This is a genomic window from Streptomyces sp. NA02950 (assembly GCF_013364155.1).
Taxonomy (GTDB): domain Bacteria; phylum Actinomycetota; class Actinomycetes; order Streptomycetales; family Streptomycetaceae; genus Streptomyces.
The window spans coordinates 3,509,796-3,534,176 of record NZ_CP054916.1; the positions used below are offsets into that span (position 1 = coordinate 3,509,796).

General features: G+C 71.7%; 18 protein-coding genes and 1 tRNA gene. 11 read left to right on the forward strand and 8 right to left on the reverse strand.

Features of this window, described 5'->3' with window-relative positions:
• Window positions 1–32: 32 nt before the first annotated feature.
• The 3 genes from HUT19_RS14920 to HUT19_RS14930 all read right to left on the reverse strand — a co-directional run bounded on the left by HUT19_RS14920 (window position 33) and on the right by HUT19_RS14930 (window position 4,600).
• Window positions 33–1,019, reverse strand: coding sequence for an aldo/keto reductase (locus tag HUT19_RS14920; protein WP_176180963.1), 987 nt, complete (start codon window positions 1,017–1,019; stop codon window positions 33–35).
• Window positions 1,020–1,238: 219 nt separating this feature from the next.
• Window positions 1,239–3,815 carry an ABC transporter permease gene (locus HUT19_RS14925; RefSeq protein ID WP_176180964.1) on the reverse strand — a complete coding sequence of 859 codons (2,577 nt, stop codon included), beginning with the start codon at window positions 3,813–3,815 and terminating at the stop codon, window positions 1,239–1,241.
• Window positions 3,812–4,600 carry an ABC transporter ATP-binding protein gene (locus tag HUT19_RS14930; protein ID WP_176180965.1) on the reverse strand — a complete coding sequence of 263 codons (789 nt, stop codon included), beginning with the start codon at window positions 4,598–4,600 and terminating at the stop codon, window positions 3,812–3,814. The genes HUT19_RS14925 and HUT19_RS14930 overlap by 4 nt, the downstream gene beginning before the upstream one ends.
• A gap of 547 nt (window positions 4,601–5,147) precedes the next feature.
• On the opposite strand from HUT19_RS14930, the gene HUT19_RS14935 reads away from it, so the two are divergent.
• The gene (locus HUT19_RS14935) at window positions 5,148–6,647 is read left to right on the forward strand and encodes an MFS transporter (RefSeq protein WP_176186889.1); all 1,500 of its coding nucleotides are present in this window, start codon (window positions 5,148–5,150) and stop codon (window positions 6,645–6,647) included.
• Window positions 6,648–6,943: 296 nt separating this feature from the next.
• Here the strand turns inward: HUT19_RS14935 and HUT19_RS14940 are convergent, their stop codons facing one another.
• From HUT19_RS14940 to HUT19_RS14950, 3 genes are all read right to left on the reverse strand, one after another.
• Complete coding sequence (locus HUT19_RS14940) at window positions 6,944–7,873, reverse strand: cellulose-binding protein (protein WP_176180966.1); 930 nt, start codon at window positions 7,871–7,873, stop codon at window positions 6,944–6,946.
• A 245-nt stretch (window positions 7,874–8,118) separates the two neighbouring features.
• Window positions 8,119–10,848, reverse strand: a complete 2,730-nt coding sequence (locus HUT19_RS14945; protein ID WP_176180967.1) for an SUKH-4 family immunity protein — start codon at window positions 10,846–10,848, stop codon at window positions 8,119–8,121.
• A 5-nt stretch (window positions 10,849–10,853) separates the two neighbouring features.
• Complete coding sequence (locus HUT19_RS14950) at window positions 10,854–11,831, reverse strand: SMI1/KNR4 family protein (protein WP_176180968.1); 978 nt, start codon at window positions 11,829–11,831, stop codon at window positions 10,854–10,856.
• 221 nt (window positions 11,832–12,052) lie between these two features.
• On the opposite strand from HUT19_RS14950, the gene HUT19_RS14955 reads away from it, so the two are divergent.
• Window positions 12,053–12,574 (forward strand): YwqJ-related putative deaminase, encoded by a 522-nt coding sequence (locus tag HUT19_RS14955; protein WP_176180969.1) that lies wholly within the window; start codon window positions 12,053–12,055, stop codon window positions 12,572–12,574.
• A complete protein-coding gene (locus HUT19_RS14960) occupies window positions 12,571–13,071 on the forward strand; it encodes an SUKH-3 domain-containing protein (RefSeq protein WP_176180970.1) in 501 nt (166 codons plus the stop codon). The genes HUT19_RS14955 and HUT19_RS14960 overlap by 4 nt, the downstream gene beginning before the upstream one ends.
• 31 nt (window positions 13,072–13,102) lie before the next feature.
• Here the strand turns inward: HUT19_RS14960 and HUT19_RS14965 are convergent, their stop codons facing one another.
• Entirely contained in the window at window positions 13,103–14,605 is a 1,503-nt protein-coding gene (locus HUT19_RS14965) for a sensor histidine kinase (protein ID WP_176180971.1), read from the reverse strand.
• A gap of 202 nt (window positions 14,606–14,807) precedes the next feature.
• On the opposite strand from HUT19_RS14965, the gene HUT19_RS14970 reads away from it, so the two are divergent.
• The 6 genes from HUT19_RS14970 to HUT19_RS14995 all read left to right on the forward strand — a co-directional run bounded on the left by HUT19_RS14970 (window position 14,808) and on the right by HUT19_RS14995 (window position 19,618).
• Window positions 14,808–14,879: transfer RNA gene (locus HUT19_RS14970), tRNA-Gln, on the forward strand.
• Window positions 14,880–14,995: 116 nt separating this feature from the next.
• Window positions 14,996–16,453 (forward strand): bifunctional UDP-N-acetylglucosamine diphosphorylase/glucosamine-1-phosphate N-acetyltransferase GlmU, encoded by a 1,458-nt coding sequence (gene glmU, locus HUT19_RS14975; protein WP_176180972.1) that lies wholly within the window; start codon window positions 14,996–14,998, stop codon window positions 16,451–16,453.
• Between the two features lie 71 nt (window positions 16,454–16,524).
• Window positions 16,525–17,502 carry a ribose-phosphate diphosphokinase gene (locus HUT19_RS14980; RefSeq protein ID WP_176180973.1) on the forward strand — a complete coding sequence of 326 codons (978 nt, stop codon included), beginning with the start codon at window positions 16,525–16,527 and terminating at the stop codon, window positions 17,500–17,502.
• Between the two features lie 213 nt (window positions 17,503–17,715).
• Window positions 17,716–18,315: a 50S ribosomal protein L25/general stress protein Ctc gene (locus tag HUT19_RS14985; protein WP_176186891.1), complete on the forward strand. Its 600-nt coding sequence runs from the start codon at window positions 17,716–17,718 to the stop codon at window positions 18,313–18,315.
• Between the two features lie 106 nt (window positions 18,316–18,421).
• Window positions 18,422–19,018: an aminoacyl-tRNA hydrolase gene (gene pth, locus HUT19_RS14990; RefSeq protein WP_176180974.1), complete on the forward strand. Its 597-nt coding sequence runs from the start codon at window positions 18,422–18,424 to the stop codon at window positions 19,016–19,018.
• A 69-nt stretch (window positions 19,019–19,087) separates the two neighbouring features.
• Entirely contained in the window at window positions 19,088–19,618 is a 531-nt protein-coding gene (locus tag HUT19_RS14995; protein ID WP_176180975.1) for a hypothetical protein, read from the forward strand.
• A 100-nt stretch (window positions 19,619–19,718) separates the two neighbouring features.
• On the opposite strand, the gene ppc is transcribed toward HUT19_RS14995, so the two are convergent.
• Complete coding sequence (ppc, locus tag HUT19_RS15000; protein WP_176180976.1) at window positions 19,719–22,439, reverse strand: phosphoenolpyruvate carboxylase; 2,721 nt, start codon at window positions 22,437–22,439, stop codon at window positions 19,719–19,721.
• A 248-nt stretch (window positions 22,440–22,687) separates the two neighbouring features.
• Here ppc and HUT19_RS15005 point away from each other — a divergent pair, with 248 nt between their 5' ends.
• Both HUT19_RS15005 and HUT19_RS15010 read left to right on the forward strand, forming a co-directional pair.
• Complete coding sequence (locus tag HUT19_RS15005; protein WP_176180977.1) at window positions 22,688–23,668, forward strand: fatty acid desaturase; 981 nt, start codon at window positions 22,688–22,690, stop codon at window positions 23,666–23,668.
• Entirely contained in the window at window positions 23,668–24,375 is a 708-nt protein-coding gene (locus HUT19_RS15010; RefSeq protein ID WP_176186893.1) for a TetR/AcrR family transcriptional regulator, read from the forward strand. The genes HUT19_RS15005 and HUT19_RS15010 overlap by 1 nt, the downstream gene beginning before the upstream one ends.
• Window positions 24,376–24,381: the final 6 nt, after the last annotated feature.

Sequence of the window (24,381 nt, forward strand, 5' to 3'; positions counted from 1 at the left end):
TCGTCCCGCTTCCCGTTCGTCCCGCCCGGGAGTCAGCCGTCGACGAAGGCCAGGGCGGTGGGGTCGTAGCGGTTCCCGGCGATCTCCCCGGCCGGCGCGGCGGCGTCGATCGCGGCGAGGTCCTCGGCCGTCAGCTCGACCTCGAGCGCTCCCAGGTTCTCCTTCAGATAGGTCTCCCGGCGGGTGCCGGGGATCGGCACCACGTCGTCGCCCCGGTACTGCACCCAGGCCAGGGCGAGCTGACCGGCGGTGACGCCCTTCTCGGCGGCCAGCTCGCGCAGCCGCTCCACGATGGCCAGGTTCCGGTCCAGGTTTCCGTCGGCGAACCGGGGCTGGGTGCGGCGCATGTCCTTCTCCTCCAGCGTGTCCAGCGAGGTGACCCTGCCGGTCAGGAAGCCACGGCCGAGCGGCGAGAACGGCACCAGGCCGATGCCCAGCTCACGGCAGACCGGGGCGATCTCCGCCTCCAGGTCCCGGGTCCACAGCGACCATTCGCTCTGGAGCGCGGAGATGGGGTGGACGGCGTGGGCGCGGCGAACGGTCCCCGCGCTCGCCTCGGAGAGCCCGAGGAAGCGCACCTTGCCCGCCTGGACCAGCTCGGCCATCGCGCCGACGGTCTCCTCGATGGGCACATCGGGGTCGACGCGGTGCTGGTAGTAGAGGTCGATGTGGTCGACACCGAGGCGGCGCAGCGAGGCGTCGCACGCCTGCCGCACATACTCCGCGTCGCCCCGGATCTCGGTCTTCTCGCCCAGCCGGTTGGCGAAGCCGAACTTGGTGGCGATCACCGCCTGGTCCCGACGCCCGGTCAGGGCCCGGCCGATCAGCTCCTCGTTGTGTCCGGAGCCGTAGAAGTCCGAGGTGTCCAGAAGGGTGACGCCGAGGTCGAGGGCACGGTGGATGGTCGCGATCGACTGCTGGTCGTCGGACGCGCCGTAGGCGTGGCTCATCCCCATGCAGCCGAGGCCCTGGGCGGAGACGTCCAGCGCGCCGAGGCTGCGGGTGGGAAGCTGATTCATGGCTGTACCTCCTGGAAGCGATGTTCCTCGCGGTCGTGTCGATCACGCTAGGAGCTGGAGGGCGCTCGAAGTCAAAGACCGGGAGCACGCACAGCCCGGGTGAACCGCCGCGACCCGGCGCGGTGTGCACCCCCGAGAGCACACCGGGCCGGGTCGCCGTCGCCCCTCACCCCCGTATGTGGGAGAGGCAGGTCCGGGCGGTTTCCGTTACGTCGCGTCCTACTCCGTGGCGATGGCGTTCAGGACGTTCATCCGGGCCGCGCGGAAGGCCGGGATCAGCGCCGCCACCAGGCCCACCACGGCGGAGCCGATGAAGACCGTGATGATGGTCGGCCACGGGATCTCCAGGGTCTTCAGACCCTCGAGGGCCAGCAGCTTCTGGGCCGTCGCGCCCCAGCCCATGCCGAGCCCCAGGCCCAGCAGGGCGCCGAAGAGCGCGATGACCACGGACTCCAGGCGGATCATGCGGCGCATCTGGCGGCGGGAGAGACCGATGGCGCGCATCAGCCCGATCTCCCGGGTCCGTTCGACGACCGACAGGGCCAGGGTGTTCACCACACCCAGGATGGCGACGATGATCGCCAGGGCGAGCAGACCGTAGACCAGGTTGAGCAGCTGGCCGATCTGGTCCTTCATCATCTTCTTGTAGTCGGTCTGGTCGCGGACCTGGATCTGCGGGTAGTCCGCCAGCTGCTTCTTGAGCGAAGCGTATGCCTGGTCCTCCTGGCCGTCCTTGGCCGTGCCGAGGACCATCATGTCCGTCGGGATCCGGTCGGCCGGGACATGGGCCTGGACGGTCGCGATGCTGGTGTACAGCGCTCCCTTGTCCAGCGAGGTGTCGTCCGAGGTGATCGCTGCCACCGTGAGCCCGGCCTTCCGGCCGTGCGGGAAGGCGACGGTCACGGTGTCGCCCTTCTTCACCTTGTGGTCCTCGGCGAAGCCCTCGGGCAGCGAGATCGCGTCCTTGCGGTAGGCGTCGGCGAGCGAGCCCTCGACCACCGGGGTCCGCAGGTCGTCCGCGTAGGTCGGGGTGGCGGCGGAGAGGTCCTTGCCCACCGTCTTGCCGTCCGGGAGCGTCAGCCGGACATCGTTGAGCTGCTTGTAGTGGCTGATGTGGTCCAGGCCCCTGGCCTTCTCGATCGCCTTCTCGATCTGCGGGGTGACCGGCTTGCCGGGCTTGGGCTGCATGATGAAGTCCGCGCCCACCGACTTGTCCAGTTCGTCGCTGGCCGAGGCGACCATCGAGGAGCCGACCACCGACAGACAGGCGACCAGGGCCAGACCGATCATCAGCGCCGCGCCGGTGGCGCCGGTGCGCCGCGGGTTGCGCAGCGCGTTGCGCTCGGCCATCCGGCCGACCGGGCCGAAGATCCGCAGGATCACGGCGGCGAGCACCCGGATCACCAGACCGGCCAGCAGCGGGCCGACCACGATGAAGCCGACGAGGGTCAGCAGCACGCCCAGGCCCAGGAACATCGAGCCGTCGGTCGCCTTGTCCGCGCTGCCCGCGGCGAACAGGGCGGCGGCCCCGGCCGCGGTGAGCACGGTGCCGATCACGGCGCGGATCCGCCCGGCCTTGGCGTCCGCCGGGGTACCGGCGTCGCGCAGCGCCGCCATCGGGGAGATCCTCGACGCCCGGCGGGCCGGGATGTACGCGGCGATGACGGTGACGACGACGCCGACGGTGAGGCCGATGATGGGCGTGGCGGGCTTCACCGTCAGCTGATCGGTGCTCAGGTGCAGTCCGGCGTTGCCCATGATCTTCATCAGCCCGACCGCGAGCCCGACACCGGCGAGGACACCGAGCACCGAGCCGACGATGCCCAGCAGCAGTGCCTCGATCAGCACCGACCGGTTGATCTGCTGACGGCTGGACCCGATGGCACGCATCAGGCCGATCTCCCGGGTGCGCTGGGCGACCAGCATGGAGAAGGTGTTGACGATCAGGAAGATGCCGACGAGGACGGCGATCCCGGCGAAGCCGAGCATCGCGTACTTCATGATGTCCAGGAACGAGCCGATGTCGTCCTGGGCCTCGTCGCTGGCCTCGGCCTTCGTCTGCACCTTGAAGCCCGGGCCGAGGTCGGCGAGCACGTTCTTCTTGAGCTGCTCGTTGCTGACGCCCGGCTGGGCGGTGAGCGCGAAGCTGGTGAACGCCTCGGTACGGCCCAGCAGCAGCCGCTGGGACGAGGGGGTGTCCAGGAAGAGGACGGTGGAGCCGGGGTTGGTCACCTGGAAGGTGGCCAGACCGACGACCTTGGCGCGGAACTCACCGGGGACGGTGATCACCCGCAGCTCGTCACCGATCTTCACCTTCTTGTTCTTGGCGGTGTCGGCGTCGAGCATCACCTCGGTGGGTCCGCGCGGCGCGCGGCCGGAGGTGAGCTTCACCGAGCGGTGCTCGGTGGGGTCCCAGTTGGTGCCGATGGTGGGGGCACCCGAGTCGGGGCCGATGTCCTTCTTCCGGCTGTTGACGATGGTGATCGACTGGCTGGTGGCGTCACCGGTCACCTTCTTGACGCCCTTGATGCCCTGGATCCGCTTGATCTGGGCGGCGGGCAGCGTCTCGATCCGGCTGGTGGCCTGCGAGTCGTCACCGTTGTCGGCGTTCTTCGGGCTGACCGTGACATCGGAGGAGGTGGCCGCGAAGAGCTTGTCGAACGTGGCGTTGGTGGTGTCGGTGAAGACCAGGGTGCCGGAGACGAAGGCCACCGACAGCAGGACGGCGATGGCGGAGAGCGCCATCCGTCCCTTGTGCGCGAGGAAGTTGCGCAGGGAGGTCTTGAGGACGGTCATGACACCCGCCCACGCGCGTCGAAGTGCTTCATGCGCTCCAGGACCCCTTCGGCGGTCGGGTTGTGCATCTCGTCCACGATCCGGCCGTCGGCCAGGTACAGCACGCGGTTGGCGTAGGAGGCGGCGACCGGGTCGTGGGTGACCATCACGATGGTCTGGCCCAGCTCGTCCACCGAACGCCGCAGGAAGCCCAGGACCTCGGCCCCGGCCCGCGAGTCCAGGTTTCCGGTCGGCTCGTCACCGAAGATGATCTCGGGGCGGGCGGCGAGGGCCCGGGCCACGGCGACGCGCTGCTGCTGACCGCCGGAGAGCTGGTTCGGCCGGTGTTTGAGCCGCCCGGCGAGGCCGACGGTCTCCACCACCCGGTCCAGCCAGGCGCGGTCCGGCTTGCGGCCCGCGATGTCCATCGGCAGCGTGATGTTCTCGATCGCGTTCAGCGTCGGAAGCAGGTTGAACGCCTGGAAGATGAAGCCGATGCGGTCCCGGCGCAGCTTGGTGAGCTTCTTGTCCTTGAGCCCGGTGATCTCGGTCTCGTCGATGAATATCTGGCCCGAGGAGACGGTGTCCAGTCCGGCCAGGCAGTGCATCAGGGTGGACTTGCCGGAGCCGGAGGGGCCCATGATCGCGGTGAACTGGCCGCGGGCGATGTCCACGTCCACCTGGTCCAGCGCGACCACCCGGGTCTCCCCCGAGCCGTATGCCTTGACCACCTGTCGCGCGCGGGCGGCAACGGCCGTATGTCCCCCGCTGCCCCCGGTCTTGGGAATCGATACAGCCGTTGTCACGGTGACTCTCCTCGATTGTCTGTGGCGATCCCGGCTCCCTGATCGCTCGCGGCATCCAGCCTGCCGAGCTCCGGGAACCGCCGCGATGGTGCCTGACTCCGTCTTCGCGGTAGGGGCAGCCCCACCCCCGCGGTCGCGCTGCCCACAGCAAGATTACGGAGCGGAGGTGCCCGCCCTCCTCCTCCGCCGGAACGAACCACGGGTAGGAGGAACGGGCGGACATCCCCTAGGGGTCTAGGACCTGAGGGGGAGGCGGTCTCCGGGTCGATCCTGCACCCTGACCCTGGGGGAGGCTCAATACCCGGGGCCCATCAGCCCGTATGACACCTTCCCCCGCCCTGCCCCGGCATGGAAAGGTGGGTCGTACAAGAACTCCGGACGTCAACCGGGCGCCGGATGGCGGCCGGGCGCGGTCCGGCGGAAGGAGCGCGCCACGGTGGGCGGCACCGCACGACGGCGGACGGACGCGGACCCCACCCCTCCGGCACCCGGAGCGACCTCTCCGCCGCCGGACGCCCGTGAGCGCCGCCCGGTCGTCGCCGCCCTGATGCTCGGTATGGCGCTGGCCGCCCTGGACTCGACCGTCATCTCCACCGCCGTGCCGCAGATCGTCGGGGACCTCGGCGGCTTCTCCGTCTTCTCCTGGCTGTTCTCCGGCTATCTGCTCGCCGTGACCGTCACCCTGCCGGTCTACGGCAAGCTCTCCGACACCTTCGGCCGCAAACCGGTGCTCCTCGCGGGCATCGTCATCTTCGTCTCCGGCTCGCTGCTGTGCGCCGGTGCCTGGAACATGGCTTCCCTCATCGCCTTCCGGATCGTCCAGGGGCTGGGCGGCGGCGCGCTCCAGGGCACCATCCAGGTGGTCGCCGCCGATCTCTATCCGCTCAAGGAGCGCCCGAAGATCCAGGCCCGGCTCTCCTCGGTGTGGGCGGTGTCCGCGGTGACCGGCCCGGTGATCGGCGGGGTGCTCGCCGGATACGCCGACTGGCGCTGGATCTTCCTGATCAACCTGCCGGTCGGCGCGCTGGCCTGGACGCTGATCGCCCGTCATCTGCACGAACCGGAGCGGCCCGCCCGGGACCGGGCGCGGATCGACTGGGCGGGGGCCCTGGCCGTCTTCGCCTCCGGCGGACTGCTGCTGACCGCGCTCGTCCAGGGCGGGGTGGCCTGGGGCTGGCTGTCGGCGCCCTCGCTGGCGCTGCTGGCGGGCAGCGCGGTGTGCGGGGCGGTGACCGTGGTCATCGAACGGAGTGCCGCCGAACCGATCATCCCGGGCTGGGTCTGGCGGCGCCGTACGATCTCGGCGGTCAACCTGGCGTTCGGCGCGCTCGGACTGCTGATGATCGCCCCGACGGTCTTTCTGCCCACCTACGCCCAGTCGGTGCTGGGTCTCGGCCCGATCGCGGCCGGGTTCGTGCTTTCCGTCATGACGCTGAGCTGGCCGATCTCGGCCGCGTACAGCAACCGCGTCTACAACCGGATCGGCTTCCGGCGCTGTGCGATGACCGGAATCGGGGCCGCCGCGCTGGTCCTGGCCGCCTTTCCGTTCCTCCCCTACCCCGGGGCCGCCTGGCAGCCCGCGCTGATCACGCTGCTGCTGGGAGCGTCCCTCGGGCTGTTCCAACTGCCGCTGATCATCGGGGTGCAGTCGTCCGTGGGCTGGGCCGAGCGCGGCACCGCGACCGCCTCGATCCTCTTCTGCCGTCAGGTCGGCCAGAGCGTGGGCGCGGCCCTCTTCGGCGCCGTCGCCAACGCGACGCTCGCCTCGCGGCTGACCGAGGCCCCGGCCGCCATCCGGACCGGGCTCCCCGACGACCTCGACTCGGTCTCCCACGCCCTGGACCACCCGGCGGCCCTCAGCGACCGGGCCGCGGACTATCTGCGCCGGGCCGTGGACGCCTCCGTCGACCACGTCTATCTGGGCGCCGCGGCCGCGGCCCTCCTGGCCCTGCTGGTCCTGCTCTTCCTCGCCCCGCGCACCTTTCCGGTCCGCCCGGAGCGGGAGGCCGCCTCGCGGCCGGAAACGGAACCGGAACCCGGGCTTTGAGCGGCGGGCGGCGAGCGGCATCCGACGGCGCCGGTCCTGGGGTCGGGTGGTGCGGCACGTCGCCCGCCGGGAGATCGCCGGACACGGCGCCGCCGCCGAGGGACAGCCGCCCCGCCTCCGGGCCTGCGCCCCCATGACGCCCGGCGGGAGCCGGGTCCGGTGGTCACGCCGCCGTGACCGCCCGGCGCGCGGGCGAAGGGGGCCAGGCCGTACGCCACCGCACACCGGCGCGCGGCGGGTGCGGCCGCATCGCCGCACCCGCCGGGCGTCCCCGTTCCGGGCCGGAGGCCCTGGGGTCAGGACTCGGGGCTCAGCTCCGGGCGGGAGCCCGGGCCGGGGTCTTCCGCTACCGGCTTGCCCGTCAGCGCCGCCAGACTGCCGCGCACATGCTCCAGATGTGCCTTCAGCTCCTCGCGCCGCTGGAGGTGGTCGCGCAGCGTGCGCTCGGTCTCCCGGGCGAGGCGATCCTCGCGGGCCCGCGCCTGGGCGATGATCTCCGCCGCCTGCGCCTGCGCGTCCTCCTGGCGCAGCCGCGCTGCCTGCTCGGCCATCGCGTACTCCCGCTTCGCGTCGGCCAGTCTGGCCTGCGTGAACTCCTCCAGCTGGGCCAGGCGGGCGGTCATCGCGCTGTCGCGCTCGGCCAGTTCGCGGCCCGCCGCCTCCCACCGCTCACCGTGCTCCCGTTCCTGCTCGACCAGGACCGCGGCGGTGCGCTGCCGCATGTCCTTGAGCGCGGCGAGCGCCTCGCCCCGCCACTCCTTGACGTCCTGGCGCGAGACGGCCCGCACCTCCTCGACCTCCGCCTGGGCCGCCTCCAGGGTGCTGCGCGCCGATGCCTCGGCGGCCTCGCGCACCCGCTCGGCCTCGTCGCGCGCCTGGTCGCGCACCAGACGGGCGTCGACCTGCACGGCCTCCCACTGCTCCTGCGCCCACGCCTCGGCCTGCGCGCGCAGATGCGTCTCCTCCTCCTCGGCCGCCATCAGGATCAGCTGGGCGCGGTCGCCCAGCGATTCATACGTCTGGGGGGCCAGCTGGGAGACCGTCTCGCGCAGCCGCTCCGCGTCGGCGGACAGCTCGTTGGCGAGCACGGTGAGGCGCGCGGCCCGTTCCCAGGCCGCGTCACGTGCCTGGGACAGCTCCGCCACACAGCGGTCGACCTGCACGGGACGGTAGCCGCGGCCCCGTCCGACGATGGTGAAGCCCTGTGGTGACACCGATGCGCCCATCCTTGGAACCCCTTTTGTCCGGCATGCAACGCGCTTCGGCGCACATCTTGATGGATCGCCGCTAATCGCCCATAACGCGACACTCCGCCCATCCGCCCCGGCGGCCGGGGCCGGGACGCGTTCCGGTCCCCCCGTGGAATCCCGCCGGAATCCGGTGACAACAACGACGAGGCGCCCGCCCCCGTCACGGGGGTCGGGCGCCTCGATCCGTCTGCCGGCGCTGCCTGGTGGGCCTACGGGCTACGTCAGAGCAGGCCGTCCCACATCTGCTCCAGCAGCACCGCCCACCAGTTGTCCGGTGCGGACAGCGCCGCCGGGTCCAGGGCGGCGAGCTGGGCCTGGAAGTCGACCGTCCAGCGGCCCGCCTGCTCGGGCGTCAGCCCGTAGCGCAGCCGCCACATCCGGCCCAGCAGCGCCATGCAGCGCACGAACTCCGGCAGACCGGTGTTCACGAACTGCGGCGGCACCGGCTGCGCCACCGCCTCCAGAGGAATGGCCACGATGTGCGCGGTGCCGTACTGCACACACAGCTGACGGCCGAAGTCATTGCCCATGACCAGGTACGACCCGGCGTCGGCCGCGGGCTGCACGCCGCGCTCGGCCGCCAGTTCGGCCAGCGTCGGCACCGGGCGGCCCGGCTGGGCCTGGGCCCAGAAGAACGGCCCGAAGTCCACCGGGAGTCCCGCCCAGACCAGCGTCTGCGCGACCACGTCCGGTACGCCCATCCGGGAGACCGCGCGCTGGTCGAAGCGGAAGATGCCGGGGCCGAACGACTGGCCCAGCTCATGCGCCAGACCCTCGGGCGGAACCGGCGGAACCGGCTGCACCTGGCCGGGGTGCGGCAGCGGCGCCCGGTTCGGCGCCGGACGGGCCGGGCCGTCCGCCACCTGGTGCAACTCACCCTGGTGCTCCAGCAGATGGCGGACGCCCTGCTGGCGGGTGGCGTGGTCCCGGCCGTACGGGGCGGTGTGGCTGATCCGCACCTGCGGCCAGGTCTCGTGGATCATCCGGGCGCAGTAACCGCCGGGCAGATCGCAGGACTCCAGCTCGGTGTGGAGCTCCAGCACCTGCTGCGGCGGCACGTTCATCGACCGCAGCTCGTGCAGGATCTGCCACTCCGGATGCGGGGTGCCCGGTGCGGAACGGCGGATGAGCTGCTGCTCGGAGCCGTCCTGTGCGCGGTAGCGGAGGACCGCCATATAGCCGGGGCCCACGGTCGGCTGACCGGGCGGCGGCTGCGGATACGCGTATCCGGGCGGGGGCGTGCCGGGGGCCGCGGCACCGGGAGGCGGCGCCATGCCGGGCACCGGAGCACCGGGAGGCGGCGCCATAGCGGGGGCACCCGGGGCGCCGGGCGCGCCGGGGCCACCGGCCAGCATGGTCGCGGCGGCGTGCACACCGTCACCGGGGGCCCCGGGAGCCCCTGGGGCGCCGGGAGCGCCGGGGAACGGAGGCGGCGGCGTCGCGGAACCACCCGCACCGGGGACCCCCGGTGGGCCGGGCGGCTGCGGGCCGGATGGGGCAGCCTGGCCGGGTACGCCCGGGGCACCCGGCGGAGCCGGGAAACCGGGACCGCCCGGACCGGGCGGCGGGGTGTGGCCGGGAGCGCCGGGGGCGCCGGGCTGGCCGGGACCGCCCGCCAGCATCGTCGCGGCGGCATGCACACCACCGGGAGCCCCGGGCGCACCCGGGGCGCCGGGGGCCTGGGGCGACTGCGGAGCACCGGGCGGACCGGGCGGCTGCGCACCCGGCGGCGGGGTCTGGCCAGGAGCACCGGGAGCGCCCGGAGTACCAGGCGCACCGGGGGCACCAGGCGCGGCGGGCTGGCCGGGACCGCCCGCCAGCATCGTCGCGGCGGCGTGCACATTGCCGCCGCCCGGAGCACCGGGCGGCGGGGTCTGCCCACCGGGCCCCGCGTCGGGGTCGAGCTGCGAGACCAGCTGGGTCGGTACGTAACCCCCGGCCGGAGCGCCCGGGGTGCCGGGCCCGGACGGGGCGGGCGACGACGGAGGGGGCGGGGTGTGCGGGGCGTGCGGGGTCTGCGCACCCGCGCCGGGCCGGGCGCCGGGCGTACCCGGGGCACCGGGCGGCGGCGGAGGCGTGGGACCGCCGGGCGTCGCCTTGCGGGTGGCCTCGTTCGCGATATCGGCCGCGCCGGGAGCGGCGCCGGACACCGGACCGGCGCCCGGACCGCCCGGGAGGTCGATCTGCGGCGCGATGGCGGTGGGCGGCAGCGCGCTGCCGCCGGACAGCAGCTCGGTCTTGGCGTCCGGCCGTACGCCCGGCGCCGGGGTGTCCTCGTCGTCGGAGCCCGCCAGCGGCGGGGCGAAGACCGTCGCGGGCGGTGCGACCGAGCGGTCGCCGTCGTCGCCCCCGGAGTTGGTGTCGGCCCCGGCCCACGGCGTACCACCGGACGGCGCCGAGGCGGAGGAGGAAGCGGAAGGCGCAGAAGGCGCGGCAGGGGCGGGTGGAACCGGCGGTGCGTCCTGCGGCCGCGCGCCCCCGGACCCGGCCGCGGGCGCGCCGGACGGCCCCGCCCCCGGCGCGGCGTCCGACCGCTGGTCGGGGATGTCCAGCCGCTGGTCCGGCAGACTCAGCGCGTCCGCCGCCTCCTGCAACCACTCCGGCGGAGTGAGCAGGAAGGACGTGGCGTTGAGATCGATGCGCCGCTGACGGCCGCCGGTGGTCTCCGAGGGGTCGGCGTCGGCCGTCGACCCGTAGCACTCCTCGTAGCGGCGGATGACCTCACCGACCGGCAGTCCGGGCCACAGCGTGGTGTCACCGCTGTCGCGGGCGATGACCATCCGCGCGCCGTCGGTGGCCGTGTCCGAGACCGGACCGTCGGGCCGGTCCTCGGCCCAGACCACGAACCCCAGGTCGAACTCCCGGACCCGCACCTCGCGCTGCTGATAGGCGGGCACATCACCGTTGATCCAGAGTTCCGCGCGCTCCTGCGCCTGTGCGAAGGTCACCATCGCGCTCACTCCTCCACTGGAACGGCGTACGCGAATCCACCGTCCACCATCAGGTTCGCCACGGTCTCCAGTTCCGGCGGATTGCCCGCCAGCCGCAGCAGGAAGGCGTCGAAGTCATCGCCGCACGGCAGCATCAGCTCCGTCACCCGGTCCTGGACCGTCCAGCCGTCGCGGTCCCGCGCGTCGTCGTACGCGCAGAACCACACCGAGCCGATCGCGTCGCCCTTCACCTTCACCGCGATCACCCCACCCTGGACGAAGCCGACGCCCAGATAGTCCTTGGTGAAGTGGTCGCGCAGACACTTGTTCATGTACACGAGGTCGTTGATCGCGGCCTCGTCGCGCACCGTGAAGAAGGGCTGGTCGATCAGCAGCCCCAGCTCCGGGTCGAGCGCCGCGCCGACCGGGGCGCAGCCACCCGCCGCCTTCAGGTACCCGCGGTACGCGTCGGGCAGCCGGTAGCCGAGGTCCTCCTCGACACCGAGCACCTGCTCCTCGGTGACCGAGAGTCCGCGGACGGGCAGCCCGAAGTGGACCGGCCGGGTCTCCTGGAGAGGGCGGGTGCCGCGCTTGTTCTGGTCGACCGGCGCGGTGGCGAGTCCCCCGTGGTGCCGCAGCAGCGCCTTCACCTCGGCCGGGATCAGCTCCATCCGGCGGGTGCCGGCGACGTGGTGCCAGGTCCAGCCGTGCGGGGTGGCGACCGGTACGGAGTCCTTCCACAGGTCATGACCGGCGGCGAACTGTGCCGCGTTCGCCGAGACGTAGTCGGTCAGCCGCAGCTCGTCGACGCCGAACCCCTCCGGGGGCTCGGCGATTTCGGCCGCTGCGCGCGCATAGGGCGAGAAGTCCGGAAAGCCGTTTTCGTCCACCCGGACGCCCTTGGGGTGGCGAGCGGCCCGGACCGGGTCCGGGAAGTGCACGACCTGCCCGGCGTAGGCCGCGTTCGGTGGCGCGGCTTGCTGCCCGAGCCGACCTGTCGTCATGGCGGTTGCCCCCTGCTGATGCTGTCTACTGCACACAGCCTATGCGGTGGCGCAACGGCCGGAACCGGTCGGTCACCCCGGCCGCCCCCGCCCCGCCGCCCGGCCTCGGGCCACGCCCCGCCGCCCACCTGGCGGCACCAGACCGGACTACCGCACCACCCGGCACATTTGGCAATCTGATCACTGCAACCGGGGGATTGGGGTAGGGAGGGAACCACCACATGCACACCACGCGGAGCGACGGGAGCGGCAACGACGCCGCCCCCGCGGCCGACGACCCCCGGCTGGGATGGAGCGGCGGCGACCCCGACGCCGGGCCGCCCGCGGTGCACCACCGGCGCGATGGCATCCTGCCCGCCGTGGCCGCCGCGCTCTCCGTCCGCGGCGAGACCCTCACCTGCACCGGGATCAAGGGCGATCAGCCACCGACGCTCCACCCCCTGGTCCAGGAGTTCCTCGACGCCCTCCCCACCGGCCAGCGCGAGCGCTTCACCGGCCGCTGCGCCGAGGCGATCCTGCTCTCCCGCCATCTGACGGCCTTCGAGACGAGCCGCTCCAAGCGCGCCGCCCGCAAACCGCTCGGCCAGGGCGAGGCCCGCCGCTCCCTCAAGCACGCCAAACTCACCACCCGCCGCATCCGCGAGGCGGGCGACCCCCAGCACGGCAGTTATGCCCCGCCGTGTCTGTCCTGCACGGCGCTGCTGGCCCACTTCGGCGTACGGGTCGTGGGTGAGACCGAGTGAAACAGGCATACGACCGCAGGGACGTCACCCGCTTCCCCATCGCCGTGGACGCCGCCCTGCGCGAGGCGGGCTGGCAGCCCGGCCGCTGGGACATACAGCGCGCCGAGGTCTGGGCCGACACCCTGCGCGCCCACACCTCCCCCGCTGGACACCAGCACGCGGTCTTCCCGGCGGCCGTCGAGGCGTGGGCGGAGTTCGGCGGACTGCACGTACAGCCGCCGGCGGCGGGGCGGCAGATCGCCCCGACCCCGTTCCGGATCGACCCGCTGCCCGGCCTCCACCTGGCCCGCAGCCTCAGCGACTTGGGGCGGGCGCTGGAGACGGAGGTCTGCCCGCTGGGGGAGGAGGCGGACGGACAGGCGCTGCTGACCATCGACACGGAGGGCCGGGTCTACAGCCTGGACCACTGCGGCGACTGGTATCTGGGCGCGACCGTGGACGCGGCGCTGGCCACCCTGGTCACGGGCGCTCTCCCGCCCCGCCTGCCGCGGGCCTAGGAGGGCCACCCGGACCGCGGGCCCGGACCGGCTACGCGCTCTTGGCGCGCTCCACCCCCGCGGCGCCCTCGAGTTCCCCGGCGGTGGAGCCCACGGGCCCGCCGTCCTCGGCGCCCACGCCGTCCGTGCCGCCCTCGCCATCCGTGCCGTCGGCCCCGTCGGCCCCGTCGGCCGTGCGGTCCGGGATGACCGCCGAGACCCGGAAGCCACCCGTCTCGGTCGGCCCCGACACAAAGCCCCCGCCCAGCGTGGAGACCCGCTCGCGCATGCCGACCAGACCGTTGCCCCCGCTGGGCAGCCCGGCGTCCGCCGTGCCCCCCTCGCACGGGCCGTTCTCCACCAGCACCGCGATCTCGGCGGCGCGATGGGCGACCCGGACCCGGGCGCTGGCACCCGGGGCGTGCTTGTGAACGTTGGTGAGCGCTTCCTGCACCACCCGGTAGGCGGTCTGCTCCACCCGCGACGCGTAGCGCCGCTCCTCGCCCTCCACCGAAAGCTCCACGGTCATCCCGGCCGCGCGCGACTGGCCGACCAGCGCCGCCAGCTCCGCCAGCGACGGCCCGCCCAGGGGCTCCGCCTCCCGCACGGCCGCCTCCGCCGCCTGCGCGGCGGCCGAAGCGGCCAGGCCCACCGCGGCCAGCGGCACCCGCCGCGGCTCCTTCGGAGGGGCCGGAGCCGGAACCGCGGCCCCGGACCGCTGACCGTCCTCGGAGCGCAGCACCCCCAGCATCTGCCGCAGCTCGGTGAGGGCCTGCCGCCCCATGTCGCCGACCAGCGCCGCGTTCTTCGACGCCTTCTCCGGGTCCTTCAGCGCCACCGCCTGGAGCGCAGCCGCGTGCACCACCATCAGGCTCACCCGGTGTGCCACCACGTCGTGCATCTCGCGGGCGATCCGGGTGCGCTCCTCGTTGCGGGCCCACTCGGCGCGCTCCTCCGCGCGGTCCGCGAGCAGCGACAGCTCGCGCTCGAGCCCGTCGGCCCGCTCCCGCAGACTCTCCACCAGCCGCCGCCGCGCCCTGACGTAGAGCCCGAGCAGCACCGGCGGGGCGGTCATCCCCAGCGCCATCACCACCGAGACCAGCGGCACCACCCAGAGCCCCGGCTCCCAGCCGTCCTTCTTGATGTCCTGCTGGAAACGGATCATGGTGATGATGAGCGTCCCGGAGCCCGCCATCCCGGCGAGCACCGCCGTGATCCGCCGCGGCACCTCGGAGGCGGCCAGGGTGTAGAGGCCGACCACACCGAGCAGCAAGCCCATCTCGGCCGGGGTGACCGCGATCGATATCAGGACAACGGCGATCGCCCACTGGCGCCGCAGCACCAGCGTCGAACCGACGACCACCCCGAGCAGCACCCCGAGAACCGTTGGGATCCGGGCGTCATGCGCGAAACCGACACCCTCCGCGGCGCATTCCGCCGCCGACGCGACGGCGAGCCCCACGTCGAGCACCATGCTCCGCCGCCGCGGCCACCACCACGGACCGGCGGGCGCGCCCCGCGCACTCGCCGCCTCGACTACCCCCGTAGCACTCATAGCGACCAGACTACGGCCGTGGGGCAACGCATTTCCCTGGGACACGGCGGGGTGAAGGCCACTCGGACGGCGGACGGCGCCGCGCCCCGGAACGGGGCAACGACGCTGATCCATACCGTCGCATCGAGGGCTGGTGGTACGGCATAGTGGTGGGGGCCAAGTCGGGCAGCCTGACCGGATGTCCGATTTGAGTGCTTTTCCATCCCCTGTGGTGTAATGGGCAACACTACCGGTTTTGGTCCGGTTGTTCCGGGTTCGAGTCCTGGCAGGGGAGCTCTGCTTTCCGTCCCTACGGGTCCTGATCGCCCCGATCAGGACCCGCGCACGTTTCCACCCCGAAACCTCTCGGTATCCTGCGGGTGTCCACCCCCGAAGCCGAAGGGCACACCCGTGAGCGCCAACCGCCCGGCAGCCGTCGTCGTCCTCGCAGCGGGTGAGGGCACCCGTATGAAGTCGGCGACCCCCAAGGTCCTGCATGCGATCTGCGGCCGATCCCTCGTCGGGCATGTCGTCGCCGCCTCCCGCGAGCTCTCCCCCGAGCATCTGGTGGTCGTCGTCGGCCATGCCCGTGAGCAGGTCACCGCACATCTCGCCGAGATCGACGCCGAGGTGCGCACCGCCGTCCAGCACGAGCAGAACGGCACCGGCCACGCCGTCCGGATGGGCCTGGAGGAGCTGTCCGACAGCGGTGTCGTTCTCGACGGCACCGTGATCGTCGTCTGCGGTGACACCCCGCTGCTGACCGGCGCCACGCTGGAGCGGCTGGCCTCGGCCCACGCCACCGACGGGAACGCGGTGACCGTGCTCACCGCCGAGGTGCCCGAGCCCACCGGCTACGGCCGGATCGTGCGGGACCCGGCGAGCGGCGCCGTCACCGCGATCGTCGAGCACAAGGACGCCACCGACGCCCAGCGCGCGATCCGCGAGATCAACTCCGGTGTCTTCGCCTTCGACGCCCAGCTGCTCACCGACGCGCTCGGCAAGGTGCGCACCGACAACAGCCAGGGCGAGGAGTACCTCACCGATGTCCTCGGCATCCTGCGTGAGGCCGGTCACCGGGTGGGGGCCGCCGTGGCCGCGGACCACCGGGAGATCCTGGGCATCAACAACCGCGTCCAGCTGGCCGAGGCCCGCAGGCTGCTCAACGACCGGCTGCTGGAGCGCGCCATGCTCAGCGGGGTGACCGTGGTCGACCCGGGGACCACCTGGATCGACGCGACCGTCACCGTCGAGCCGGACGCCCTGGTCCACCCCGGCACCCAGCTGCTGGGCACCACCCACCTCGCCGCGCACAGCGAGGTCGGTCCGAACTCCCGGCTCACCGACACCACCGTGGGCGAGGGCGCCGTCGCGTCGTTCACCGTCGCCGACGGCGCCGAGATCGGCGCGGGCGCCGGCGTGGGGCCGTACGCGTATCTGCGCCCGGGCACCCGGCTCGGCACCAAGTCCAAGGCCGGTACCTACGTGGAGATGAAGAACGCCACGATCGGCGAGGGCAGCAAGGTGCCGCATCTGTCCTACGTGGGCGACGCGACGATCGGCGACCACACCAACATCGGTGCCGCGAGCGTCTTCGTGAACTACGACGGCGTCAGCAAGCACCACACCACCATCGGCAGCCACTGCCGCACCGGAGCCGACAACATGCTTGTGGCTCCTGTCACGATCGGGGACGGCGCCTACACCGCCGCCGGCTCGGTCATCACCAAGGATGTGCCCCCAGGCTCGCTGGCCGTCGCCCGCGGACAGCAGCGGAATATCGAGGGCTGGGTGGCCCGCAAGCGCCCCGGAAGTGCCGCGGCGCGGGCCGCGGAGAGCGCTCACCAGGAGCACCGGAGCGATCAGTGACCCGTGCAGGGGTATGCCGTGCGGGGCGTACCGTGAGAAGCGCACCTAAGTGACATCCAAGGAGACTTGCTGTGACCGGGATCAAGACGACCGGCGAGAAGAAGTTGATGCTCTTCTCCGGCCGCGCCCACCCCGAGCTGGCCGAGGAGGTCGCCCACGAGCTGGGCGTCAGCTTGGTCCCGACCAAGGCTTTCGACTTCGCCAACGGCGAGATCTACGTCCGATTCCAGGAGTCCGCGCGGGGCGCCGACTGCTTCCTGATCCAGAGCCACACCGCTCCGATCAATAAGTGGATCATGGAGCAGCTCATCATGATCGACGCGCTGAAGCGGGCTTCCGCGCGGTCCATCACGGTGATCGTCCCCTTCTACGGCTATGCCCGCCAGGACAAGAAGCACCGCGGCCGCGAGCCCATCTCGGCCCGTCTGATCGCGGATCTGCTGAAGACCTCGGGTGCCGACCGGATCCTCACCGTCGATCTGCACACCGACCAGATCCAGGGCTTCTTCGACGGTCCGGTGGACCACCTCTTCGCGCTTCCGGTGCTCGCCGACTACGTGGGCGCCAAGGTGGACCGCACCAAGCTCACCGTGGTCTCCCCCGACGCCGGCCGGGTGCGGGTCGCCGACCGCTGGTGCGACCGGCTGGGCGCCCCGCTGGCCATCGTGCACAAGCGGCGCGACCCGGACGTGGCCAACCAGGTCACCGTCCACGAGGTGGTCGGTGATGTACGGGGCCGGGTCTGTGTGCTGGTCGACGACATGATCGACACCGGTGGCACCATCTGCGCCGCGGCCGACGCGCTGTTCGCCAACGGCGCCGAGGACGTGATCGTGACCGCCACCCACGGTGTGCTGTCCGGCCCGGCCGCCGACCGGCTGAAGAACTCGAAGGTCAGCGAGTTCGTGTTCACCAACACGCTGCCCACCCCGAACGAGGTCGAGCTCGACAAGGTCACCGTGCTGTCGATGGCGCCCACCATCGCCCGCGCCGTGCAGGAGGTCTTCGAGGACGGCTCGGTGACCAGCCTCTTCGAGGAGCACGCCTGATGGGGTTAGACCCTGTCGCTGAGCGAGCCTGCTGAGGCCACCCCGCCATGGGGTGGCCTCAGCCATGTCCGGCCATTGGTAGAATCGTGGGGTTGCTCGGCGAGGGAGGCTGTGCTCGGCACAGCTGTCCGTTATCGACGCGCTCTTCGTAGCAGGTCTGTCGTGGGCCGGGTGACGCCCACATATCAGGACACGATCTACGAGGAGTGCCCCATGGCCGAGGTCAAGATCTCCGCCCAGCCCCGTACCGAGTTCGGCAAGGGCGCGGCCCGCCGCACCCGTGTGGCCGGCCGCGTGCCCGGCGTCGTCTACGGTCACGGCGTCGACCCGCTGCATGTGACCCTTCCGGGCCACGATCTGCTGATGGCGCTCAAGACCCCCAACGTGCTGATCCGCCTCGATGTCGAGGGCGGCAAGAACGAGCTGGTCATCCCGAAGGCCGTCCAGCGCCACCCCATCAAGATCGGTGTCCTTGAGCACATCGACCTGCTGCTGGTGAAGAAGGGCGAGAAGGTCACCGTCGAGGTGCCGATCAACACCGAGGGCGAGCTGGCCCCCGGCGGCAACCTGCTCGAGCACATGCTGAACGCCCTGCCGGTCGAGACCGAGGCCACCCACATCCCCGAGGGTGTCACCGTCTCCATCGAGGGCCTGGACGCGGGTGCCACCATCCTCGCCAAGGACATCAAGCTGCCGGCCGGCACCACGCTCGCCGTCGAGGACGACGCCCCGGTGCTGCACGTGGTCGCCGCCCAGGCCGAGGCTCCGGCCGAGGAGGCCGCCGAGGGCGAGGAAGAGGGCGAAGAGGCGTAAGCTCCGGCTTCCTCCCTTTTCTTTCTCCGGCCGCCGTTCCGCCCTGCCGCCCCGTGTTCCGGTGCGGCGGGCGGGACGGCGGCCGTCCCTCCAGGAGAGACAACAGATGACGACCACGGACGACACGAGCCCCTGGCTGGTGATGGGCCTCGGCAACCCCGGGGGCGAGTACGCCGCCAACCGCCACAACGTCGGCTTCATGGTGGCCGATCTGCTGGCCGAGCGGATGGGCGCCCGGTTCAAGGCGCACAAGTCGCGGGCCCAGGTCGTCGAGGGGCGGATCGGTCCGCCCGGTCCGGGAAGCCGCCGGGTCGTCGTCGCCAAACCGATGTCGTTCATGAACCTCTCGGGCGGACCGACCACCGCGCTGCGCGACTTCTACAAGGTGCCGGTGGGTCATGTCGTGGCGGTCCATGACGAATTGGACATCGACTACGGGGCGCTGCGACTGAAGCTGGGCGGTGGTGACAATGGCCACAACGGACTGAAGTCGATCACCAAGTCGCTGGGGCAGGACTACTACCGGGTGCGCTTCGGGATCGGCCGCCCGCCGGGCCGGATGGATGTCGCGGCGTTCGTCCTGAAGGACTTTTCCTCTGCTGAGCGCAGGGAGTTGGACTATTTCGTGGACCGTGCGGCCGATGCGGTGGAGACGCTGATCGTGGACGGTCTGGAGCGCGCGCAGTCCACGTACAACTCCTGACAAACGCCTGTTCGCCCGTTTCTGCACCCGAGGTTGACCCCGGGGCCTGTCATGGCCAGGATCCCCCGCATGGCTTCCACCGGTGCGACCACTGTGACCACCAAGCGCAGCCGCACCCGTCGTGCGGGCGAGAGCGCGTACGGGCTGATGCTGCTCGCGAAGAACGCGGCGGTGTCGCTGATCGCGCTGTTCCTGCTGGCCGCCGGTGTGTGGTCGTCCTGGAGCGACGCCCGCCCGGCGATGCTCACCAAGGGGCTGGAGCAGGGTGTGGTCACGGTCTCCCACTGCGGCGACGACTGGTGCACCGGCTCCTTCGCACCCGCCCGGGGCGGCGGAGAGGACCACGGCCGGATCCGGATCGACAAGGCCGTCACCGACGGGCCCGGCGACCGGGTGGCGGTGGCGCTCATACCGGGTGCCGACGAGGGGGTCCGCACCGGTCCGGCGGGGGTGCTGCACGCGTGGGTGCCGTTCGGCGGATCGCTGCTGCTGGCCGCACTGCTGGTGGCGGGCGGGCTGCGGATGCGGCGTACGGCGTGGGTGATCGGGCTGCTGGGCGTGGCCCTGCTCGGCGCCTCGTTCGCCACGCTCACCTTCTGACGCGTCCTTCCGGCGGCTGAACACCACGCACGGCACCGGGCGGTGGCCCTCCCTCGTGGAGGGGGCCACCGCCCGGTGCCGTGTGGTGTGCGGCCTACGGTCAGCCGGTGTTGCGCAGACCCGCCGCGATGCCGTTGACGGTGAGCAGCAGGGCGCGCGCGAGCAGCGGATCGGCTTCCTCACCGCGCTCGCGGGCGGTGCGCTGCCGGTGCAGCAGCGACACCTGGAGGTAGGAGATCGGGTCGAGATAGGCGTCCCGGACATGGAAGGTCTGCTTCAGCACCGGGTTGGAGTCCAGGAGTTCGGTCCCGCCGGTGATGCGCAGCACCTCGCGCACGGTCAGCTCGTGCTCGGCCACGATGGTGTCGAAGACGTGCTTGAGCTCGTCGGGCACCAGGGTGTCGACGTAGTGGCGGGCGATCCGCAGATCCGTCTTGGCGAGCGTCATCTCCACGTTGGAGAGGAAGTTCCGGAAGAAGTGCCAGTGCTGGTGCATCTCGTCGAGGACGCCGTCGAGGCCGGCCTCACGGGCGGCCTTGAGGCCGGAGCCCACACCGAACCAGCCGGGCACGATCTGCCGGGACTGGGTCCAGCCGAACACCCACGGGATGGCGCGCAGTCCGTCCAGCCCGGCGCCCGAGTCGGGGCGGCGGGAGGGCCGGGAGCCCAGGTGGAGTTCGGCGAGCTGGTCCACCGGGGTGGAGGCGAAGAAGTAGGCGGGCAGATCGGGGTCGTCGACCAGCCTGCGGTATGCGCCGTGGGCGGCGTCGGAGACGGTGTCCATCGCCGCGTCCCAGCGGGTGAGCGCCTCGTCCGACTGACGGGGGGCGGTGTGCAGGGCGGACGCCTGGAGGGTGGCCGCGACGGTCAGCTCGAGGTTCTCCCGGGCGAGGGAGGGGACGAGGTACTTGTCGGAGATGACCTCGCCCTGTTCGGTCACCTTGATCTCGCCCTCGAGCGTGCCCCAGGGCTGGGCGAGGATGGCGTCGTGGGTGGGGCCGCCGCCACGGCCGACGGTGCCGCCGCGGCCGTGGAAGAGGCGCAGCCGTACACCGTGCCGGTGGGCGACGTCGCGCAGCAGCCGCTGAGCGCGGTGGATCTCCCACTGCGAGGTGGTGATCCCGCCGAACTTGGAGGAGTCGGAGTAGCCGAGCATGACCTCCTGGACATCGCCGCGGAGGGCGACGAGCCGCCGGTAGGAGGGGTCGGCGAGCATTTCGTCGAGCAGCGTGTCGGCGATCTTCAGCTCGTCGGTGGTCTCCAGGAGAGGCACGATGCCGATCTTGGCCCAGCCCGCGTGCAGATCGATCAGCCCGGCCTCTCGGGCGAGGACCGCGGCGGCGAAGACGTCGTCGGAGCCCTGGCACATGGAGATGATGTAGGACTCGACGATCTCCGGGCCGAACCGTTCGAAGGACTCCCGGATGGTGCGGAAGACCCCGAGGGTCTTGGCCCCGGCGGCGTCCAGCGGAGCCGGGGACGGCGCGAGCGGACGACGTGAGCGCAGCTCCTTGGCCAGCAGCTTGCGGCGGTAGTCGCGCGGCATGTCGGCGTAGCGCCAGGACTCCTCGCCGAGCCGGTCGAAGAGCTGGCCGAGCGCGTGGTGGTGGGCGTCGGCGTGTTCCCGGACGTCCATGGTGGCGAGCTGGAGACCGAACGCGGCCAGGGTGCGGATGGCGCGCTCGAGGCGGCCGTCGGCGATGAGCCGCCCGCGGTGGGCGCGCAGCGAGTCCTGGATGAGGTGGAGGTCGGCGAGGAGTTCGGGGGTGCCGAGGTAGTCGCGGCCGGGCTGGTGGGGGGTGTCGGCGGCGAGCCGCTCCCGGGTGTTGACCAGCTTCTGCCGCATGCAGGTGGCCTTGAGCCGGTAGGGCTCCTCGGCGTTGAGCCGCTTGTAGCGGGGGCTGATCTCCGGGAGGAGTTCCAGGTCGCGCTGGAGGGAGTCGAGCAGTTCCTCGGAGGCGTCGGAGTTGCGGATGGAGCTGGAGAGGGCGGCGCGCAGCTCGTCGATGATCTCCAGCGCGTCGGTGATGCCGTGCTCGTGCTGGAGGATCAGCACCTCACGGGTGACCTCGGGGGTGACGTTGGGGTTGCCGTCGCGGTCGCCGCCGATCCAGGTGCCGAAGGTCAGCGGGCGGGTGGTGGCGGGCAGCTCCAGGCCGACGCGCTCCAGCTCGGCGGTGAGGTCCTCCAGGACGTCGCCGACGGCGTGGGCGTGCAGCTCGTCGAGGTAGTAGATGGCGTTGCGGGCCTCGTCGGCGGGCTCGGGGCGGGCCACCCGCAGCTCGTCGGTCTGCCAGAGCAGGTCGATGTTCTCGGCGAGGCGCAGATCGGTGCGGCGCTCCTCGCCCCCGGCGGCGAGCGCGTCGAGGAGCTCGGCGATCCGGCGGAGCTTGTTGAGGACGGTGCGGCGGGCGGCCTCGGTGGGGTGCGCGGTGAAGACCGGGCGCACGTTCAGGCGCTCGACGGTGTGCCGTACGTGCTCGGGGTCGGCGTCCTTGAGCTGGTCGACGGTGCGGGAGAGGATGCCGCCCTCGGCGGCGCGGCGGGTGCGCAGCTCACGGCCGCGGTGCACCTGCTCGGTGACGTTCGCCAGGTGGAAATAGGTGGAGAAGGCCCGTACGAGCTTGGCCGCGGTCTGGAGATCGGTTGAGCCGAGCAGGTCCGCGGCGGCCTCTCCGTCACTGCGGGTGAGGGCGCGGACGCGCTCGACGAGGTCGAGGAGGTCGGGGCCCTCCTGCCGGACGAGGGTTTCGCCGAGCAGATCGCCCAGTCGGCGGATATCGGCGCGCAAAGCGGCATTGGTGTTGTCGGCACTGCTCACAGGTGCGGGCTCCTTGCAGTGAACGGGGTTCGTCAAGCGGGGCGAGGCGCCTGCGCGGCGGGTACCGCGGGACATGGCCCCCATGCTTTCGGCCAGGTGCGGACCGCGCTGTCCGACGCACCCAGGATATGCGGCGCGTAACCCGAGAGGGTCCAGAGCCCTCTTGCCCCGCTTCGTGACCCTGCCATACTTACGTCGCCGTAGGTTACGGATCCGTAGCCCAGCCCCCGAGCCCCACGAGGGATCCCATGACTGCAAGCCCCGACGTGGTCCACGACGCGCCGAAGGCCCAGGAGACGCCGCATCCCTCCGCCACACTCGGCGGGGACAGCAAGCGTTCCATCGAACAGATCACCCTGCTGCTGTTCATCACCGTCCCGTTCGTCGCGCTGATCGCCGCCGTCCCCCTGGCCTGGGGCTGGGGGGTGAGCTGGCTGGACCTGGCGCTGATGGTGGCCATGTACTACATCGGCTGCCACGGCATCACCATCGGCTTCCACCGCTACTTCACCCATGGCTCATTCAAGGCCAAGCGCCCGCTGCGGATCGCACTGGCCATCGCCGGATCGCTGGCGGTGGAGGGGCCGCTGGTGCGCTGGGTGGCCGACCACCGCAAGCACCACAAGTTCTCCGACGCCGAGGGTGACCCTCACTCTCCGTGGCGGTACGGGGAGACGGTACCGGCCCTGATGAAGGGGTTGTGGTGGGCACATATCGGATGGATGTTCGATGAGGAGCAGACCCCGCAGCACAAGTACGCACCGGATCTGATCAAGGACAACGCCGTCCGTACGATCTCCCGGCAGTTCGTGCTGTGGACCGTGGTGTCACTGATGCTGCCCGCGCTGATCGGCGGTCTGGTGACCTGGTCCTGGCAGGGTGCGGTGACCGCGTTCTTCTGGGGGTCGCTCGTCCGGGTGGCATTGCTGCACCACGTCACCTGGTCGATCAACTCGATCTGCCACGCGGTGGGCAAGCGCCCGTTCAAGTCGCGCGACCGCTCCGGCAACGTGTGGTGGCTCGCGGTGCTCTCGTGCGGTGAGTCGTGGCACAACCTGCACCACGCGGACCCGACCTGTGCCCGGCACGGAGTGATGAGGGGGCAGTTGGACTCCAGCGCCCGGATCATCCGCTGGTTCGAGAAGGCGGGCTGGGCGTACGACGTCCGGTGGCCGGACGAGGCCCGTATCGACGCCCGGCGTCAAAAGGAGTCCGTCGGAGCGGCATGATGGAGCCTGTGGCGACCGATAGTAATACCAGCGGCAACAGGGACCGGCCCGCCAGGGCCGCCCGGCACTCCGGCTCCGGGACCCGGCGTACCCGCCGGGTCCGGATGACCGGCAAGGAACGCCGGGAGCAGCTGCTGGACATCGGTCGCACGCTCTTCGCCGAGCGGGGCTTCGGGGGCACATCGGTGGAGGAGATCGCGGCCAAGGCCGGGGTCTCCAAACCGGTGGTCTACGAGCACTTCGGCGGCAAGGAGGGGCTGTACGCGGTGGTGGTGGACCGCGAGATGCGCCAGCTGCTGGACATGGTGACCGGAGCCCTGACCGCGGGCCACCCCCGCGAGCTGCTGGAACAGGCCGCGTTCGCGCTCCTCGACTACATCGAGGCGTACACCGACGGCTTCCGGATCCTGGTGCGTGACTCCCCCGTCGCCCAGTCGACGGGCACCTTCGCCTCGCTGATCAGCGATATCGCCACCCAGGTGGAGGACATTCTCGGGCTGGAGTTCAAGGCCCGCGGCTTCGACGCCAAGCTGGCCCCGCTGTACGCCCAGGCGCTGGTCGGCATGGTCGCGCTGACCGGCCAGTGGTGGCTGGACGTCCGCAAGCCGAAGAAGGCCGAGGTGGCGGCGCATCTGGTGAATCTGGCCTGGCACGGTCTGGACGGCCTGGAGCCCAAACCCCGGCTGATAGGCCACCGCAAGAGCTGAGACCGG